The organism is Pontixanthobacter sp. CEM42 (assembly GCF_017812015.1).
Classification (GTDB): domain Bacteria; phylum Pseudomonadota; class Alphaproteobacteria; order Sphingomonadales; family Sphingomonadaceae; genus Pontixanthobacter.
This window is the reverse complement of the sequence record NZ_JADQTN010000001.1, coordinates 1,423,650-1,439,800: the sequence shown is the minus strand read 5'-3', so window position 1 is coordinate 1,439,800 and position 16,151 is coordinate 1,423,650. Positions and strand designations below refer to the sequence as shown.

At 54.1% G+C, this 16,151-nt stretch carries 22 protein-coding genes; all 22 read left to right on the top strand.

The features are described from left to right. The first annotated feature begins 352 nt into the window (after positions 1–352). The 22 genes from J9777_RS06905 to rplF all read left to right on the top strand — a co-directional run bounded on the left by J9777_RS06905 (position 353) and on the right by rplF (position 16,150). Positions 353–2,824, top strand: coding sequence for a DUF4062 domain-containing protein (locus J9777_RS06905; protein ID WP_209347995.1), 2,472 nt, complete (start codon positions 353–355; stop codon positions 2,822–2,824). 473 nt (positions 2,825–3,297) lie between these two features. Next, on the top strand, positions 3,298–3,669 hold the full coding sequence (gene rpsL / locus J9777_RS06900; RefSeq protein WP_160614279.1) for a 30S ribosomal protein S12: 372 nt from the start codon (positions 3,298–3,300) through the stop codon (positions 3,667–3,669). Between the two features lie 149 nt (positions 3,670–3,818). Further along, positions 3,819–4,289: a 30S ribosomal protein S7 gene (gene rpsG / locus J9777_RS06895; RefSeq protein ID WP_209347994.1), complete on the top strand. Its 471-nt coding sequence runs from the start codon at positions 3,819–3,821 to the stop codon at positions 4,287–4,289. A 66-nt stretch (positions 4,290–4,355) separates the two neighbouring features. Continuing rightward, positions 4,356–6,485, top strand: coding sequence for an elongation factor G (gene fusA, locus J9777_RS06890; protein ID WP_209347993.1), 2,130 nt, complete (start codon positions 4,356–4,358; stop codon positions 6,483–6,485). A 91-nt stretch (positions 6,486–6,576) separates the two neighbouring features. Beyond that, complete coding sequence (gene tuf / locus J9777_RS06885; protein WP_209347992.1) at positions 6,577–7,767, top strand: elongation factor Tu; 1,191 nt, start codon at positions 6,577–6,579, stop codon at positions 7,765–7,767. A gap of 281 nt (positions 7,768–8,048) precedes the next feature. Further along, on the top strand, positions 8,049–8,360 hold the full coding sequence (gene rpsJ, locus J9777_RS06880) for a 30S ribosomal protein S10 (RefSeq protein WP_061924928.1): 312 nt from the start codon (positions 8,049–8,051) through the stop codon (positions 8,358–8,360). A gap of 208 nt (positions 8,361–8,568) precedes the next feature. Then, entirely contained in the window at positions 8,569–9,426 is an 858-nt protein-coding gene (gene rplC, locus J9777_RS06875; RefSeq protein WP_209347991.1) for a 50S ribosomal protein L3, read from the top strand. A gap of 4 nt (positions 9,427–9,430) precedes the next feature. After that, positions 9,431–10,057, top strand: a complete 627-nt coding sequence (gene rplD / locus J9777_RS06870) for a 50S ribosomal protein L4 (protein WP_209347990.1) — start codon at positions 9,431–9,433, stop codon at positions 10,055–10,057. After that, on the top strand, positions 10,050–10,361 hold the full coding sequence (locus J9777_RS06865) for a 50S ribosomal protein L23 (protein WP_209347989.1): 312 nt from the start codon (positions 10,050–10,052) through the stop codon (positions 10,359–10,361). The genes rplD and J9777_RS06865 overlap by 8 nt, the downstream gene beginning before the upstream one ends. An 11-nt stretch (positions 10,362–10,372) precedes the next feature. Next, a complete protein-coding gene (gene rplB, locus J9777_RS06860; RefSeq protein WP_209347988.1) occupies positions 10,373–11,209 on the top strand; it encodes a 50S ribosomal protein L2 in 837 nt (278 codons plus the stop codon). A gap of 5 nt (positions 11,210–11,214) precedes the next feature. Beyond that, complete coding sequence (rpsS, locus tag J9777_RS06855; protein WP_209347987.1) at positions 11,215–11,490, top strand: 30S ribosomal protein S19; 276 nt, start codon at positions 11,215–11,217, stop codon at positions 11,488–11,490. Beyond that, positions 11,490–11,873 carry a 50S ribosomal protein L22 gene (rplV, locus tag J9777_RS06850; protein ID WP_160614270.1) on the top strand — a complete coding sequence of 128 codons (384 nt, stop codon included), beginning with the start codon at positions 11,490–11,492 and terminating at the stop codon, positions 11,871–11,873. Before rpsS ends, rplV begins: the two co-directional genes overlap by 1 nt. Position 11,874: 1 nt before the next feature. After that, entirely contained in the window at positions 11,875–12,570 is a 696-nt protein-coding gene (gene rpsC / locus J9777_RS06845) for a 30S ribosomal protein S3 (RefSeq protein ID WP_209347986.1), read from the top strand. 21 nt (positions 12,571–12,591) lie between these two features. Then, positions 12,592–13,023: a 50S ribosomal protein L16 gene (gene rplP, locus J9777_RS06840; protein WP_209347985.1), complete on the top strand. Its 432-nt coding sequence runs from the start codon at positions 12,592–12,594 to the stop codon at positions 13,021–13,023. 2 nt (positions 13,024–13,025) lie between these two features. Further along, positions 13,026–13,229 carry a 50S ribosomal protein L29 gene (gene rpmC, locus J9777_RS06835; protein WP_209347984.1) on the top strand — a complete coding sequence of 68 codons (204 nt, stop codon included), beginning with the start codon at positions 13,026–13,028 and terminating at the stop codon, positions 13,227–13,229. Between the two features lie 10 nt (positions 13,230–13,239). After that, positions 13,240–13,539 (top strand): 30S ribosomal protein S17, encoded by a 300-nt coding sequence (gene rpsQ, locus J9777_RS06830; RefSeq protein ID WP_209347983.1) that lies wholly within the window; start codon positions 13,240–13,242, stop codon positions 13,537–13,539. 61 nt (positions 13,540–13,600) lie between these two features. Further along, complete coding sequence (rplN, locus tag J9777_RS06825) at positions 13,601–13,969, top strand: 50S ribosomal protein L14 (RefSeq protein WP_160614265.1); 369 nt, start codon at positions 13,601–13,603, stop codon at positions 13,967–13,969. After that, positions 13,969–14,289, top strand: a complete 321-nt coding sequence (gene rplX / locus J9777_RS06820) for a 50S ribosomal protein L24 (RefSeq protein WP_160614264.1) — start codon at positions 13,969–13,971, stop codon at positions 14,287–14,289. The genes rplN and rplX overlap by 1 nt, the downstream gene beginning before the upstream one ends. Next, positions 14,282–14,863: a 50S ribosomal protein L5 gene (gene rplE, locus J9777_RS06815; protein ID WP_209347982.1), complete on the top strand. Its 582-nt coding sequence runs from the start codon at positions 14,282–14,284 to the stop codon at positions 14,861–14,863. The genes rplX and rplE overlap by 8 nt, the downstream gene beginning before the upstream one ends. 41 nt (positions 14,864–14,904) lie before the next feature. Next, a complete protein-coding gene (gene rpsN, locus J9777_RS06810) occupies positions 14,905–15,210 on the top strand; it encodes a 30S ribosomal protein S14 (protein ID WP_160614262.1) in 306 nt (101 codons plus the stop codon). A gap of 11 nt (positions 15,211–15,221) precedes the next feature. Further along, positions 15,222–15,617 (top strand): 30S ribosomal protein S8, encoded by a 396-nt coding sequence (gene rpsH / locus J9777_RS06805; RefSeq protein WP_209347981.1) that lies wholly within the window; start codon positions 15,222–15,224, stop codon positions 15,615–15,617. Continuing rightward, positions 15,617–16,150 carry a 50S ribosomal protein L6 gene (gene rplF / locus J9777_RS06800; RefSeq protein WP_209347980.1) on the top strand — a complete coding sequence of 178 codons (534 nt, stop codon included), beginning with the start codon at positions 15,617–15,619 and terminating at the stop codon, positions 16,148–16,150. Before rpsH ends, rplF begins: the two co-directional genes overlap by 1 nt. Position 16,151: the final 1 nt, after the last annotated feature.

Here is a 16,151-nt window from a genome sequence, read left to right as displayed (position 1 = left end):
CCAGCCCTAGAATGCACAAATTTCGCGAGTAGGAAAATTGTTTCTGTCTGGCGTTGGTCCGGTCGGCGACTAGCCAACCGCAAGGCGACTGCCCGAGTTTATGTGGGGAAGCCGTTGCGAAGCACTGGCGGAGCCAGAACGAATGCGGATGCATTCCGGCCGGCGACTGAGGGGCTAAAAACGCCTTGTAGGAAAATGATTCGGCTAAAGCGGGGGCAGCTGCAGCCAAAAAAGGAGCGGGAAACTGCGGGTCATGGCAATCGAGGCTTTCTTCAGCGCTTCCGCTAGCGATGGTGGATATATGAACTGCGCTACTTGATCTTCATACACGGGGCGACGACCATAACACACAGTGGAACAGCGACAAGTCATACGTGTCTTTCTAGCATCTCCGTCTGATCTTGAGGACGAGCGGCGCTCGGCGAAGAAGATATCAGAAGAGGTCAATTCGAACCTTGCAAACATGCTCGGCTTGCATATTGATTTGGTGGGTTGGGAAGAGACGATAACGGGGTTTGGGCGACCTCAAGCGTTAATCAATCGTGATTTAGATCAATGCGAGCTCTTTTTTGGGATGGTTTGGGAGCGTTGGGGCACGCCCCCGGCTGTCGAGACAGAATATCAATCAGGTTTTGAGGAGGAGTTTCACAGAGCGGTTAATCGTCGGAAAAGTGGTGAGAATGTCGAAATATGTTTATTGTTGAAGGATCCACGGCCAGAGATGCTCAAGGATCCAGGGCCACAGATTCAGCGTGTGCAGCGGTTCAGATCAGAACTTATAGAGAAAAAGGAAATCTACTTCGAGCAGTTCGCTGAAACCAGTGAGTTTGAGGAGAAATTCCGCAGGGTAATTTACAAGTACGTATCCCAAAAGATTGAGGCTGAGCAGGCGGTTGACGGGGGTAACGACGAGGATGCTGTTGTTAACTCCGAAGCTGATAGCGACGCGGAAATGAGCTTAGGGTATCTGTTACCTCAAGAAGTTGAGACATTTTTCAGCAGTTTGATCTCTGATTCACGGCTGGCAGATGGTGAGGATCAGATCTCTGCCGAGCAGATTGCGCGCATCCGATTGGTAGCGTCATCTATGTCGAAGGTCGGTAACGACGACCATGTAATAGGTGCGCATGACGCAAACCTTATGTTCAACCAGAGATTTGATGTCGACTTAAGCAGGGCAGAACAACGCGCTCTTTTAAGGTCTGGCCTTAGTTCGTTTGGTTCTGAGAATATCCCTATTTGGTATTGGTACGAAAGACTCGAGGATTCAGATCACGAGCCCCTCTCTGTCAATTCGGTCGTGGCGACCCCGGAAGCCGCTCGAGTTGGCGCAATCCATGCACTTCAGGTGTTGGGTTTGAACATTGACGGTGGCGTCTTCGAGCGAGACCAGATTGTTGATAGTTGGTTGAGAAGTAAGCATGCAGACGTGGTATCGGCTGGCTTGTCCTATCTGAGCGACTTTGGCGGTTCTGACGATGTAGGCTTGCTCGTGAGGCACATGGCGGGATCATCGGGGCAACAAACGGCGCAGTACGTCGATGCAAAAATTCGCATTCTTGCGCGGTCGAACCAAAGTAAAGCTTTTGACGAATTGTTACGCTTGGACCCCGTAAGGCCGTCCAGTGCCGTTATCGCCGCGTTGTTCGATGAAAGCGCTTCCTTGAGTGCCAAGCAATTGATTGATGCTTTTTCGTTGAAAGCGGATAGCGTTCGGCTCCATGCAGCGCGGGAGTTACATCATCGAGGCGCTTTGAATGAAGAACTCGCGCGTCGCTTAGCGAGTGACAGTTCCGCAGATGTCAGGGTGATCGGTGTCACTTCACTGGAGCATCAAGGTGTTTTGGCGGACGAGCGTGAATTCCGTTCGCTTATTGTAAATAAGCGAAAAGAGGGTTTACTTTGGCTCAGTAGCTCTGGTTCTGATGGTGAGAGTCAATACGTTGAATTTAGAAAGTTAAGGCTTGGTAAGCTTGAAAAATCCGAACTTCTCAAGCTTGAGGGAGAGGCTGATTTTCTGGATGATGACTTGCGCTTTGTTGCGGCAGAACGAGAGTTCAGGGTATTGGGAGAGCAATTGAGGGCGGATATTGATGATCGGTTTAACGGTGCTGCTGAAGAGCATCTTGCTTCAATAAGGAAGCTGGGTACGGAAGGTCAGAAACTTGCTGAAAAATGGCTCGGCTTAATTCCCGATGTGGTTCTCAAAATGTTGTCGCGCGGCTGCGAGGTGTTGGCGCGTAAGGATGATTCTTTGGATTTACCCAGAATCCGGGGTGTGTTGGATGCCTATGACATCAAGTTTAATCCAGATATTGTCGCCTACTTGGGGCATCATGGCCAAGATGAAGACGTAGAGAGAATACTGAAGCTGGTGGAGAACCCAGGCCACGGCTTGGGGCTTCTAAGTCGAGATTTCGATGGGCAAGCCAGGTTCGGCGCGGCAACAGATGCTGTAATCGGAATTATGTCTGAAGCCAGTTTGATTGAGCTGGTTGGGCGTTTGCCGGCCAAGATGACACCGTTCGCTATTTCTGTATTCCCCAAAAGTAGATTTCTTAAGATCAGTGATGCGGAGCTACTAATTCTCCTCAATTTGGAGTTCGATGAGGCACGTAAGGCTGTTGGCTTGCGGATGGTGCGAGATTGTAGCAAGCGGACGCTGCGCAGAGTTCTCTCGCAGCTCACTAAGGTTGGAAGTACGTATTACTACAATGCAGTCCATTGGCTGGATTTTGGAATCTCACTGGAACAGAAAATGTGCCGCGCGACTGCTCGTCGTTTGGTCAAGGCCAAGTGGACCGATTTCGTTTCCAACCCTTGACCCAACCCCCAACTCCCCCTAAAGGCCCATCCATCCGATGCATGCTCTCTTCACCGAGTGGGTAGGTATTGGGTAGATAGAGCTGAACATTGCCGGTTTAGTCCTGGGGGCCTTTCGCGTTTGCGACGGGCTCTTTTCTATTGAGCGGATATCCTCTTTCGGGAGGGCGTGCGCATCAGGGCGGCCGTCAAAGTAACCCGGTGCCTTTTGGTATGGGTGGAGTGTTTTCAGCTCGCGCATCGAGTGACGCTTCGCGGCGTTTCTTGTTAGCTGGATTCCCGCTTTCGCGGGAATGACGGTTAAGGGCGCGGGTTTTACCATTCTTCTCTGATCCTACGGTACCTCGGTTCGTACTGAGTTGTCGGCATGCACCCGCATCCCTTCAGCAAAAGTGGGAACCGGTTTTGCGCCCGGAAGGGTCGCGCCCATGATGGCAATCCCGCCATCATGGAAAACAAGGTGAAGAGTACTTCATGCCTACAATTAACCAGCTGGTCCGCAAGGGCCGCGTCCCGCAGAAGGTCAAATCCAAAGTCCCTGCGATGGAAGCAAACCCGCAAAAGCGCGGCGTTTGTACACGCGTTTACACGACTACGCCGAAGAAGCCGAACTCGGCGCTTCGTAAAGTTGCCAAGGTTCGCCTGACCAACAGCCGCGAAGTCATCTCCTACATCCCCGGCGAAGGCCACAACCTCCAGGAGCACAGCGTTGTGCTGATCCGCGGCGGCCGTGTTCGCGATCTTCCCGGTGTGCGTTACCACGTCCTGCGCGGCGTTCTGGATACGCAAGGGGTCAAGGACCGCAAGCAGAGCCGTTCTAAGTACGGCGCCAAGCGTCCTAAATAAGAATTATTTGTTGGGTACGCCCCAGACATCCGTCTGAGGCTTGCGGCACCAGCCCTCTCCCCCACCCGACCACCCAAAGATTATCCTCACGGGTGGTCGGGTGGGGGAGAGGGCCGGAACCGCCCCAAACTCCAAAGGAGTTTTATAAAATGTCACGTCGTCGTCGTCCCGAAAAGCGGGTCATCCTGCCCGATCCGAAGTTTAAGGATCTGGTCCTGTCGAAGTTCATGAACAACCTCATGCTCGATGGTAAGAAATCCACTGCAGAACGCATCGTTTATGGTGCGCTTGATACAGTTGAAGCCAAAGCGAAATCTGATCCTATCCAGATGTTCCATGATGCGCTGAACAACATCAAGCCGCAGGTCGAAGTCCGCAGCCGCCGTGTTGGTGGTGCGACATACCAGGTTCCTGTGGAAGTTCGCCCTGAGCGAGCCCAGGCACTGGCTATCCGTTGGTTGATCGGTGCCGCTCGCGGTCGCCCTGAAACAACCATGTCAGCGCGCCTTTCGGGTGAGTTGATGGATGCTGCAAACAATCGCGGCAATGCGGTTAAGAAGCGCGAAGATTCGCACAAGATGGCCGACGCCAACCGCGCGTTCAGCCACTACCGCTGGTAACATTTGTAACTATATGGGGATGATGGCGCATTTGGCGTCTCTCCCCTGCAAATCGAGGAATTCAACATGGCACGTAGCCATCCGTTAGACAGGTACCGCAATATCGGGATTATGGCGCATATCGACGCCGGTAAGACCACGACTACAGAGCGGATCCTCTACTACACTGGTAAATCCTACAAAATCGGCGAAGTGCATGATGGCGCTGCGACGATGGACTGGATGGAGCAAGAGCAAGAGCGCGGCATCACGATTACGTCTGCTGCGACGACTTGTTTCTGGAACCCCGAAGAATCATCGATGGACCCTAAGTCCGATCCGAAAGAGCTTCGCAAAACTCCTGAGCACCGGATCAACATCATCGACACTCCCGGCCACGTTGACTTCACGATTGAAGTCGAGCGTTCGCTGCGTGTGCTTGATGGCGCGGTTGCGTGTTTTGACGGCGTTGCCGGCGTTGAGCCGCAGTCTGAGACTGTTTGGCGTCAGGCTGACAAGTACAAAGTTCCGCGGATGTGCTTCATCAACAAGCTCGACCGTACCGGCGCTGACTTCAAATACTGTGTCCAGTCGATCATCGATCGCCTCGGTTCGACACCAGCTGTTCTGTATTTGCCAATCGGCATCGAAGCCAGCCTGACCGGTCTTGTCGATCTGGTGAACCAGCGTTCGATCACATGGCAGAACGAAGATCTTGGTGCTGAATATGTCTATGGCGATATCCCAGAGGATATGGTCGACGAAGCAGCCCAGTACCGTGAGGAGCTGATCGAGCTTGCGGTTGAGCAAGACGACGATGTGATGGAAGCTTACCTTGAAGGTAACGAGCCTGATGCGGCAACGCTGAAAGCGCTGATCCGTAAGGGTACACTGAACCAAAGCTTCGTGCCTGTTCTGTGCGGCTCTGCGTTTAAGAACAAGGGCGTTCAGCCTCTGCTCGACGCGGTTGTTGACTACATGCCGAGCCCGCTCGACGTTCCTGCGATTAAGGGCGTTCTGCCGGACTCGGACGAAGAAGACTCACGTCCATCCAGCGATGACGAGCCATTTGCGGCTTTGGCATTCAAAGTGATGAACGACCCGTTCGTTGGCTCGCTGACCTTTACCCGCATCTATTCCGGCATGCTGGAGAAGGGCGCTGTTCTGAACTCCGTGAAGGACAAGAAGGAAAAGATCGGCCGTATCCTCGAAATGCACTCCAATGACCGTAAGGACATCGAAGAAGCATTCGCGGGCGATATTGTTGCGCTGGCTGGCATGAAAGCGACCACCACTGGTGATACGCTGTGCGATCCTGCCAAGCCGATTGTTCTTGAGCGGATGGAATTCCCGGATCCGGTTATCGAGCTCAGCGTTGAGCCGAAGACCAAAGCTGACCAAGAGAAGATGGGCGTAGCGCTCAACCGTCTTGCAGCTGAAGATCCATCGTTCCGCGTTACAACAGACCACGAAAGCGGTCAGACGATCATCAAGGGTATGGGTGAACTTCACCTCGACATCCTGGTTGACCGTATGAAGCGCGAATTCAAAGTCGAAGCCAACGTTGGTGCGCCTCAGGTTGCTTATCGTGAATCGCTCGGTCGTACGATCGACGTTGATTACACGCACAAGAAGCAGTCGGGTGGTACCGGTCAGTTTGCTCGTGCCAAAGCTCAGTTCACTCCTGGTGAGCGCGGCCAAGGCATCGTGTTCGAGGACAGCATTAAGGGCGGTAACATTCCTAAGGAATACATCCCGTCGCTTGAGAAGGGCATTCGTGAGCAGGCCGAAAGCGGCTACATGATCGGCTTCCCGATCATCGATTTCACGATCCACGTAACGGACGGCGCGTATCACGATGTCGACTCTTCGACCGTGGCGTTTGAAATCTGTGGACGCGGTGCAATGCGTGAAGCTGCGGAACGTGGCGGCATCAAGCTGCTTGAGCCAGTGATGAAGGTTGAAGTCATTACTCCCGAGGACTATCTCGGCGACGTAATCGGCGATCTCAACTCGCGTCGTGGTCAAATCCAAGGCACCGATACACGCGGTAACGCACAGGCAGTTGATGCCTTTGTGCCTCTGGCCAACATGTTCGGCTACGTGAATGAACTGCGTTCGTTCAGCCAAGGCCGTGCAAACTACTCCATGCAGTTCTCTCACTATGAGGAAGTGCCGGCAGCAGTTGCACTCGAAGTTAAGGAGAAGCTTGCCTAAGGCGAGCGATGCGTTTAGGGGCGGCGCCTGTTTGTACGGGTGCCGCTGATTCCCGTATTCTGTTAAGTTAAAACACTAGAGGTTATTGAAAATGGCGAAGGAAAAATTTGAGCGGAACAAGCCGCACTGCAACATTGGCACCATCGGTCACGTTGACCATGGTAAAACGACGTTGACTGCGGCGATTACCAAGGTGATGGCTGAAGCATCCGGCGGTGAAGCCGTTGACTTCGCTAACATCGATAAAGCTCCTGAAGAGCGCGAGCGTGGTATCACGATTTCGACTGCTCACGTTGAGTATGAAACAGACGCGCGCCACTACGCACACGTCGACTGCCCAGGCCACGCCGATTATGTTAAGAACATGATCACCGGTGCTGCGCAGATGGACGGCGCTATCTTGGTTGTGAACGCAGCTGACGGACCAATGCCACAGACTCGCGAGCACATCCTGCTTGCACGTCAGGTCGGCGTTCCTGCTCTGGTCGTTTACATGAACAAAGTTGACCAGGTCGACGACGAGGAAATCCTCGAACTCGTTGAAATGGAAGTTCGTGAACTGCTTTCTAGCTATGACTTCGACGGCGACAACATCGCTATCGTTAAGGGTTCGGCTCTGGCCGCACTCGAAGGTCGTGACGAAGAAATCGGTGCGAATTCGATCAAGGAACTGATGGCTGCTGTTGATGAGCACATCCCACAGCCAGAGCGTCCGGTTGATAAAGACTTCCTGATGCCGATTGAGGACGTATTCTCGATCTCTGGTCGTGGTACTGTTGTTACCGGCCGTGTTGAAACCGGCGTTGTAAACGTTGGCGACGAAGTTGAAATCGTTGGTATCCGTGACACTGGTAAGACCACTGTTACTGGTGTTGAAATGTTCCGTAAGCTGCTTGATCGCGGTGAAGCTGGCGACAACATCGGCGCACTGGTTCGCGGCGTTGGACGTGAAGACGTTGAGCGCGGTCAGGTTCTGGCGAAGCCAGGTTCGGTTAACCCGCACACTGAATTCTCGGCAGAAGTTTACGTCCTTTCGAAGGACGAGGGTGGCCGTCACACGCCATTCTTCGCGAACTACCGTCCGCAGTTCTACTTCCGCACCACCGACGTTACCGGTGAAGTGATCCTTCCTGAAGGCACTGAAATGGTAATGCCTGGCGATAACGTGACCATCGACGTCAAGTTGATTGCACCGATCGCCATGGATGCCGGTCTTCGCTTCGCGATCCGCGAAGGTGGCCGCACCGTTGGTTCGGGTGTTGTTGGCACCATTAAGGCCTAATTCGGCTAACAGAAACGCGCCCGGCGGCCTTTGCGCTGCCGGGCGTTTTTCTTTGCAATCCAGATCCGAAGCTGGATCGTGAAATCGCCCTACTATATCGGCGGCGAAATTGCGTGACAGGGGTTGCAACGTGCAGGGTTCCCCCATATAGGGCCTCTCAACGAACGAGATTCGTCTCACATTCGGAAATAGTTTTGATCAGTGGCCCTGCTCTCCCTCGGAGACGGGAGAGGGCGGATCGCTGATTTTTGTTGTTTGCTCTTTCTCATTGGTAGTTGGACATGGAAGCCCAGAATATTCGCATTCGCCTGAAGGCGTTTGATCACCGCGTACTCGACCAGGCAACTGGTGAAATCGCAGAAACTGCTCGCCGGACTGGCGCGCTCATTCGTGGCCCCATTCCGATGCCGACGAGAATTGAGAAGTTTACCGTGAACCGCGGCCCGCACATCGATAAGAAGTCGCGTGAGCAGTTCGAGGTACGTACTTACAAGCGGTTGCTCGATATCGTGCAGCCAAACGCTCAGACCGTAGACGCGCTGATGAAGCTCGATCTTGCTGCTGGCGTTAACGTGGAAATTAAGCTCGCTTAATCTTCGCGGCTTTGGCGAAAGCTAAAGCGAAGACATAGGAATACCGCCGGACGGCTTGTTTCTTACAAGTTTAACCGGGTCTGCGTTCCCCGTCTCGCAATCCCAAGCAATTGGGTGAGCACTCAGCCCGGACGGGGCGACGCATCACAAAATGGGCTGGGCAAGCACTCGGAATGGTCCGTGTGCCTCTGTGTTAGGAGTTTTGACGATGCGCACTGGCGTTATCGCAAGAAAAGTCGGGATGACCCGCCTGTTCCAGGAGGATGGACGTCACGTACCTGTGACCGTTCTTTCGCTGGATGATTGCCAAGTTATTTCTCACCGCACTGACGAAGTTGACGGCTATGTCGCGCTTCAGGTTGGTTCGGGTGAGGCCAAGCAAAAGAACGTTGCCAAGCCGCAGCGCGAGCACTTTGCGAAAGCAGGCGTTCCGCTGAAGCGTAAGGTTGCTGAATTCCGTCTCGATAGCGAAGAAGCTCTTCTTCCTGTCGGTGCGCGTATTTCGGCCGAGCACTTCATCGCTGGCCAAAAAGTTGACATCACCGGTCACACGCAAGGTAAAGGCTTTGCCGGCGCTATGAAGCGTTGGGGCTTTGGTGGTCTTCGCGCGACACACGGTGTTTCGATCTCTCACCGTTCGCACGGTTCGACGGGTAACCGTCAGGATCCGGGCCGTGTGTTTAAGGGTAAGAAGATGGCCGGCCACATGGGCGACCGTCAGCGTACCCAGCAAAACCTCGAAATCGTTCGTACAGACGCAACGCGCGGCTTGCTGTTCGTCAAGGGCTCGGTCCCTGGGCACAAGAACGCATGGCTGGTTGTTCGCGACTCTGTGAAGCTGAAAATGCCTGAAGATCTTCCGTTCCCCGGCGTTATGCGCCGCAACGAAGATGAGTACGCGACTGAAGAAGCGACTCCGGGCTTGGTTGAAAGTGCTGCGGAGCACGAAGTGACCGAAGAAGTTTCGGCTGAGCAGCAAGAGAAGCTCGAAGCTGCGGCTGAAGCTGATACATCCACCACTGACGCGGCTGAAAAGCCTGCCGATGATTCCGGTAAGGAGGGCTGATCCGATGAAGGTGAAGGTCCAGAAAATCGACGGCGGTAAGGCTACCGGCGACGTGACTCTCGATAAAGCCGTTTTCGGCGTCGAGCCACGCGCTGACATCCTGCACCGCGTCGTCACATGGCAGCTCGAAAACCGCCGCGGCACTGCCCGTGCGGCCCAAGAGCGTTCCGATGTGAACCGCACAGGTAAGAAGCACGGTAAGCAGAAGGGTGGCGGCGTTGCTCGTCACGGTGCTCGCTCTGCTCCGATCTTTATCGGTGGTGGTAAGGCGCACGGTCCTCGCAAGCGTGACTTCAACCAGTCGTTGAACAAGAAGATCCGTGCACTCGGCCTGAAGATGGCTCTGTCGAGCAAGGCAAAAGACGGTCTGATGATCGTTGATAGCCTCAAACTCAAAGACGCTAAGACGCAGGCTCTGCAAGCGAACTTCTCGAAGGCTGGCCTGAATGGCAAAGTCCTCGTGATCGACGGTGAAACTGTAGATGACGGCTTCCGTAAGGCAGCTGGTAATCTTCCCGGTGTCAATGTGATGCCGGCGCAGGGTGCCAACGTCTATGACATTCTCAACCACGACACGCTGATCCTGACTAAGGACGCTGTCGAAAAGCTGGAGGCGCGCTTCAATGGCTAAGAAGCAAGAAATAGACGCGCGTCACTACGACGTTGTGCTTTCTCCTCACATTACCGAGAAGTCGACTTTGCTGTCTGAGAATGACGCAGTGGTCTTCAAAGTAGCGAAGGGTGCGACCAAGCCTGAAATCAAAGAAGCTGTCGAAGCTATCTATGATTGCAAGGTGAAGGGCGTGAACACGCTTGTCCAAAAGGGCAAAGTGAAGCGCTGGAAGGGCCGTCCCTACAAACGTAGCGACTTCAAAAAAGCAATTGTGACGTTGGTTGAAGGCTCCGAGCCCATCGACATCACTGGCGGAATCTGAGGGCAAGACTGATGGCACTCAAGAGTTATAAACCAACAAGCCCCGCTCGGCGTGGCCTTATTCTCGTCGACAAGTCGGGCCTGTTTAAAGGCAAACCCGTCAAGTCGCTGACTGAAGGCAAGCGCAAGACCGGTGGTCGGAACAACAAGGGTCATGTCACTTCGCGTGGCATCGGCGGTGGACACAAGCAGAAGTATCGCTTCATCGACTTCAAGCGTCGTAAGTGGGATATGGAAGCGACTGTCGAGCGGATCGAATATGATCCTAACCGTACGGCCTTCATTGCTTTGCTGAAATATACTGACGGCGAGCAAGCGTACATCATCTGCCCTCAGCGTCTTGCCGTTGGTGACACTGTCATCGCTGGTGAGAAAACTGATACTAAGCCTGGCAATGCCATGCTTCTGGGTCAGATGCCGGTCGGCACCATTTGCCACAATGTGGAAATGAAGCCGGGCAAGGGCGGTCAACTCGCTCGCTCAGCTGGTACATATGTCCAGCTGGTCGGTCGTGATCGCGGCATGGTCATGGTTCGTTTGAACTCTGGCGAGCAACGCTACCTGCGTTCCGATTGCATGGGTACGGTTGGCGCGGTTTCTAACCCCGACAACCAGAACCAGAACCTCGGCAAAGCTGGTCGTCGCCGTTGGATGGGCATTAAGCCGCTGACACGCGGTGTCGCTAAGAACCCTGTCGATCACCCACACGGTGGTGGTGAAGGTCGTACTTCGGGTGGTCGTCACCCGGTCACGCCTTGGGGTAAGCCGACTAAGGGTGCCCGCACTCGTAAGAACAAGCAGACGGATAAAATGATCATCCGTTCGCGTCACGCCAAGAAGAAGAGGTAACCGAGATGGCTCGCTCCGTCTGGAAAGGTCCGTTCGTAGACCTCCACCTGCTGAAAAAGGCAGAAGATGCGCAGGAAAATGGCAACAACAAGCCGATCAAAACTTGGTCGCGCCGTTCCACAGTCCTGCCGCAATTCGTTGGCCTGACGTTCAACGTCTATAATGGTCAGAAGTTTATTCCGGTGTCCGTTAACGAGGACATGGTTGGTCACAAGCTTGGTGAATTCTCGCCAACACGTACCTTCCCTGGTCACGCTACCGACAAGAAGGGTAAGCGCTAATGGGTAAGGCAAAAACTCCACGCCGTGTTGGCGATAACGAGGCTTTGGCTGTCGGCACGCAAATTCGCGGTTCGGCTCAGAAGCTCAACCTCGTTGCTGCGCTGATCCGCGGCAAAAAGGTTGAAGATGCTCTGAACATCCTCGCTTTCTCGCGCAAGCAGATGGCTAAGGACACAACCAAGGTTCTGGCTTCGGCAATTGCTAACGCGGAAAATAATCACAACCTCGATGTGGACTCTCTGATCGTATCAGAAGCGAGCGTCGGTAAGTCGATTACGATGAAGCGCTTCCACACACGTGGTCGCGGTAAATCTACCCGCATCCTGAAGCCATTCAGCCGCCTGCGCATTGTCGTTCGCGAGCACGAAGAAGAGGAAGCGTAAGATGGGTCAGAAGAGTAATCCGATCGGCCTGCGCCTGCAGATCAACCGCACTTGGGATAGCCGCTGGTACGCTGAAGGGCGTGACTATGCTCAGCTTCTCAAGGAAGACATCGAGATGCGCAAATTCATCGTCGATAGCCTGCCACAAGCAGCTATTTCGAAGGTGGTTATTGAGCGCCCGGCAAAACTGTGCCGCGTTTCGATCTATGCAGCCCGCCCCGGTGTTATCATCGGTAAGAAGGGTGCAGACATCGAGAAGCTGCGTGCGAAGCTTGCTGCAATGACTGACAGCGAAGTGAAGCTGAACATCGTCGAAATCCGCAAGCCGGAAGTCGATGCCAAGCTCGTCGCTCAAGGTATTGCTGACCAGCTGCTACGCCGTATTGCTTTCCGCCGTGCGATGAAGCGCGCAATGCAATCTGCAATGCGTCTGGGTGCCGAAGGCATCAAGATCGTTTGTGGTGGCCGTCTCGGCGGTGCTGAAATCGCCCGTGTCGAGCAGTACCGTGAAGGTCGTGTTCCACTGCACACGCTGCGTGCGAACATCGATTACGCCGAAACCGAAGCGCTCACTGCCTACGGTATCATCGGTATCAAGGTTTGGGTCTTCAAAGGTGAGATCCTCGGCCATGATCCAACCGCTCAAGACCGACTGATGATGGAAGCCCAAACTTCCGGCGTCCGTCCGGCTCGCTGATAGAATTCGAGAGTAAGCACCATGCTACAACCGAAAAAACATAAATTCCGTAAGGCTTTCAAAGGCCGGATCAAAGGAACTGCCAAAGGCGGTACCGATCTGAACTTCGGTTCTTACGGCCTCAAGGCTCTTGAGCCTGAGCGTATCACTGCACGCCAGATCGAAGCTGCGCGTCGTGCGATTACACGTCACATGAAACGTCAAGGACGTCTCTGGATCCGCGTATTCCCCGATGTTCCGGTTTCGAAGAAGCCTGCCGAAGTCCGTCAGGGTAAAGGTAAGGGTTCGGTCGAATATTGGGCAGCACGGGTTAAGCCCGGTCGCATCCTGTTCGAACTGGACGGCGTTCCCGGCCCATTGGCAGCAGCCGCTTTCGAGCGTGCAGCCATGAAGCTTCCGATTAAAACCAAAGTTGTTGCCCGTCTGGGTGACACTTCGCACCTGGAGGGTTGATCATGAGCAAGATCGAAGATCTCCGCGCCAAGACCGACGACCAGCTGACGGCTGATCTGACCGAATTGAAGCGTGAGCAGTACAACCTGCGTTTCCAGGCAGCGACCAACCAGCTTGAGCGTCCTGCGCGGATTAAGGAAGTCCGTCGCGAGATCGCCCAGATTAAGACCCTGCAGACCCAACGGTCCGCAGCGGCAAAGGCGTAAGGGGTACACGATGCCGAAACGTATTCTGACCGGGACCGTCACCTCTGACAAGACCGACAAAACTGTGACCGTGAAGGTCGAGCGCAAAGTGAAGCACCCCCTTTACGGGAAGATCATGCGTCGTTCGAAGAAGTATCACGCTCACGACGAAAAGAACGCTTTCAAAGCGGGCGACACCGTCCGGATTGAAGAGACCAAGCCGATCTCCAAGACAAAGACTTGGAAAGTGATCGAGACGGTCAAAGCTAGCAAGGGTGTCGCTGTTGAAGCTGACATCGAAGTCGAAGCTGCTGCCGGTAGCACGACGTAAGACGTATTTTTTGGAACTGCAGGACTGGTTTCTGCAAGCCGACTGAGAAGGAACTGAATCCATGATTCAGATGCAATCTAACCTAGACGTCGCGGATAACAGCGGCGCGAAGCGCGTCCAGTGCATTAAAGTGCTGGGCGGGTCTAAGCGTCGTACTGCGAGCGTCGGCGACGTTATCGTCGTATCCGTGAAGGAAGCGCAGCCCCGCGCGAAAGTCAAAAAGGGTGACGTTCACCGTGCGGTGATCGTGCGCACTCGTAAGGACGTTCGTCGTCCTGACGGCAGTGTAATCCGTTTTGATGGCAACGCAGCTGTTCTTGTGAATAAGAGCGAAGAGCCAATCGGCACTCGTATCTTTGGCCCCGTTGTGCGCGAACTTCGCGGCCGCGGGTTCATGAAGATCATCTCGCTCGCACCGGAGGTAATCTGATGCCAGCAGCTAAGATCAAAAAAGGCGACAGCGTAGTCGTACTCTCGGGCAAGGATAAGGGCCGCACCGGCACTGTCCAGAAGGTCATGCCGAAAGACGGCAAGGTCATCGTCGAGGGTATCAATATCGCTGCCCGTCACCGCAAGCCCAGTCAGGAAAACCCGCAGGGTGGTATCGATCGCTTCGAAGCGCCGATGCACCTTTCGAAAGTTGCCGTGGCTGATCCTAAGGATGGCAAGCCAACCCGCGTCCGTTTCGAAGAAAAGGACGGCAAGAAGGTTCGCATTGCTGTGAAATCCGGAGAGACAATCGATGGCTGATTACACTCCTCGTATGAAGCAGCGCTATGACGACGTGATCGTCAAAGCGATGACTGAAAAGTTCGGTTACAAGAACGCTCTTGAAGTTCCGAAGCTGACCAAAGTCACACTCAATATGGGTGTTGGCGAAGCCAGCCAGGACAAAAAGAAAGTTGCGACCGCTGCTGAAGAAATGGCACTGATTGCTGGCCAAAAGCCGGTTATCACCAAAGCCAAGAAGTCGATCGCTCAGTTCAAGCTGCGCGAAGGCATGCCGATTGGTTGCAAGGTTACCTTGCGCAAAGAACGCATGTTCGAATTCGTTGATCGTCTGGTGACTGTTGCAATGCCCCGCATTCGTGACTTTCGCGGCCTGAACGCCAAGTCGTTCGATGGGCGCGGAAACTACGCAATGGGTCTGAAGGAACAGATCGTCTTTCCGGAAATCTCGTACGACAAGATCGAGACTGTTCGCGGCATGGACATCATTGTGACGACCACTGCAAAAACCGATGAAGAAGCACGCGAATTGCTGCGTCTGTTCGGTTTCCCGTTCCCTGCTGAAGAGCAGGCTGATGAAAAGGCTGCGGCGTGAGCCCGGCCCTAGGTAAGAATTGAGAAAGAGAGCTTAAGTCCATGGCGAAACTGAGTTCCATCAACAAGAATGAGCGTCGTAAGAAGCTCGTCAAGAAGTACGCGGCGAAATACGCGAAGCTGAAGGCGATTGCGTCTGACAAGTCGCTCGACGAGAGCGAGCGTATGATTGCTCGCCTCCAGATGGCTGAAATCCCGCGGAACGGTAACCCGACACGGGTCCGTAACCGCTGTGCAACAACCGGCCGCCCACGCGGCTATTACCGGAAGTTCGGACTTAACCGTATCGAGCTGCGGAACCTTGCCAATCGCGGCATGATTCCCGGTGTTACGAAGTCCAGCTGGTAAGGATCTGACAGATGGCTATGACCGATCCATTGGGTGATATGCTCACCCGCATCCGCAACGGACAACGCGCGAAGAAGGATTCTGTCCTGTCGCCAGCGTCCAAGCTGCGTGCAAACGTTCTCGAAGTGCTTCAGCGCGAAGGCTACATCCGTGGCTATTCTGATGACAGTTCGGGTGCGCATCCTGCATTGCGGATTGAACTGAAATATTTCGAGGGCGAGCCTGCGATCAAGCATGTTGCCCGCGTTTCCAAGCCTGGCCGCCGCGTCTATTCAGGTTCGAAAGAGCTTCCGATTACGCGCAATGGTCTGGGCATCACCATCGTCTCGACACCTCGCGGTGTGCTTTCGGACAACGAAGCACGCAATGAAAACGTCGGCGGCGAAGTGCTTGCGGAGGTCTTCTGATGAGCCGCATTGGTAAGAAAGCTGTAGCGATCCCGGGCGGCGTAACTGCCAGCATCGAGAACGACACGCTAAGCGTGAAGGGGCCGAAAGGCACTTTGACGATGGGCCTGTCTGATCACATTAGCTATAAAGTTGAAGGTGACGAGATCCAGGTAAACCCTGCGAACGACACGAAGATTGCTCGTTCCTTCTGGGGTATGCACCGGACGCTGGTTTCGAACCTCGTCGAAGGCGTGACCGAAGGTTTCAGCAAGACGCTCGAAATTTCCGGCGTTGGTTATCGTGCTGCATCGAAGGGTAAGACCCTGAACCTGCAACTCGGCTTCAGCCACGATGTCGATATCGACATTCCTGAAGGGCTCGAAGTTAAAACACCGGATCAGACAACCGTGATTATCAGCGGAATGGACAAGCAGGCCGTTGGTCAGCTCGCCGCAGAAATCCGCCAATGGCGCAAGCCTGAGCCTTACAAGGGCAAGGGTATCAAGTACCAAGGCGAATACGTCTTCCGTAAGGAAGGGAAGAAGAAGTAAG

Coding starts and splice junctions, on each gene's coding strand:
- rplC (WP_209347991.1), top strand. CDS start 8,569: ATGCGCACTGGCGTTATCGCAAGAAAAGTCGGGATGACCCGCCTGTTC.
- rpsH (WP_209347981.1), top strand. CDS start 15,222: ATGGCTATGACCGATCCATTGGGTGATATGCTCACCCGCATCCGCAAC.
- fusA (WP_209347993.1), top strand. CDS start 4,356: ATGGCACGTAGCCATCCGTTAGACAGGTACCGCAATATCGGGATTATG.
- rplV (WP_160614270.1), top strand. CDS start 11,490: ATGGGTAAGGCAAAAACTCCACGCCGTGTTGGCGATAACGAGGCTTTG.
- rpmC (WP_209347984.1), top strand. CDS start 13,026: ATGAGCAAGATCGAAGATCTCCGCGCCAAGACCGACGACCAGCTGACG.
- tuf (WP_209347992.1), top strand. CDS start 6,577: ATGGCGAAGGAAAAATTTGAGCGGAACAAGCCGCACTGCAACATTGGC.
- rpsJ (WP_061924928.1), top strand. CDS start 8,049: ATGGAAGCCCAGAATATTCGCATTCGCCTGAAGGCGTTTGATCACCGC.
- rpsL (WP_160614279.1), top strand. CDS start 3,298: ATGCCTACAATTAACCAGCTGGTCCGCAAGGGCCGCGTCCCGCAGAAG.
- rpsC (WP_209347986.1), top strand. CDS start 11,875: ATGGGTCAGAAGAGTAATCCGATCGGCCTGCGCCTGCAGATCAACCGC.
- rplE (WP_209347982.1), top strand. CDS start 14,282: ATGGCTGATTACACTCCTCGTATGAAGCAGCGCTATGACGACGTGATC.
- rplN (WP_160614265.1), top strand. CDS start 13,601: ATGATTCAGATGCAATCTAACCTAGACGTCGCGGATAACAGCGGCGCG.
- rpsQ (WP_209347983.1), top strand. CDS start 13,240: ATGCCGAAACGTATTCTGACCGGGACCGTCACCTCTGACAAGACCGAC.
- rplB (WP_209347988.1), top strand. CDS start 10,373: ATGGCACTCAAGAGTTATAAACCAACAAGCCCCGCTCGGCGTGGCCTT.
- rpsN (WP_160614262.1), top strand. CDS start 14,905: ATGGCGAAACTGAGTTCCATCAACAAGAATGAGCGTCGTAAGAAGCTC.
- rplP (WP_209347985.1), top strand. CDS start 12,592: ATGCTACAACCGAAAAAACATAAATTCCGTAAGGCTTTCAAAGGCCGG.
- rplX (WP_160614264.1), top strand. CDS start 13,969: ATGCCAGCAGCTAAGATCAAAAAAGGCGACAGCGTAGTCGTACTCTCG.
- rpsS (WP_209347987.1), top strand. CDS start 11,215: ATGGCTCGCTCCGTCTGGAAAGGTCCGTTCGTAGACCTCCACCTGCTG.
- rpsG (WP_209347994.1), top strand. CDS start 3,819: ATGTCACGTCGTCGTCGTCCCGAAAAGCGGGTCATCCTGCCCGATCCG.
- rplD (WP_209347990.1), top strand. CDS start 9,431: ATGAAGGTGAAGGTCCAGAAAATCGACGGCGGTAAGGCTACCGGCGAC.
- J9777_RS06865 (WP_209347989.1), top strand. CDS start 10,050: ATGGCTAAGAAGCAAGAAATAGACGCGCGTCACTACGACGTTGTGCTT.
- rplF (WP_209347980.1), top strand. CDS start 15,617: ATGAGCCGCATTGGTAAGAAAGCTGTAGCGATCCCGGGCGGCGTAACT.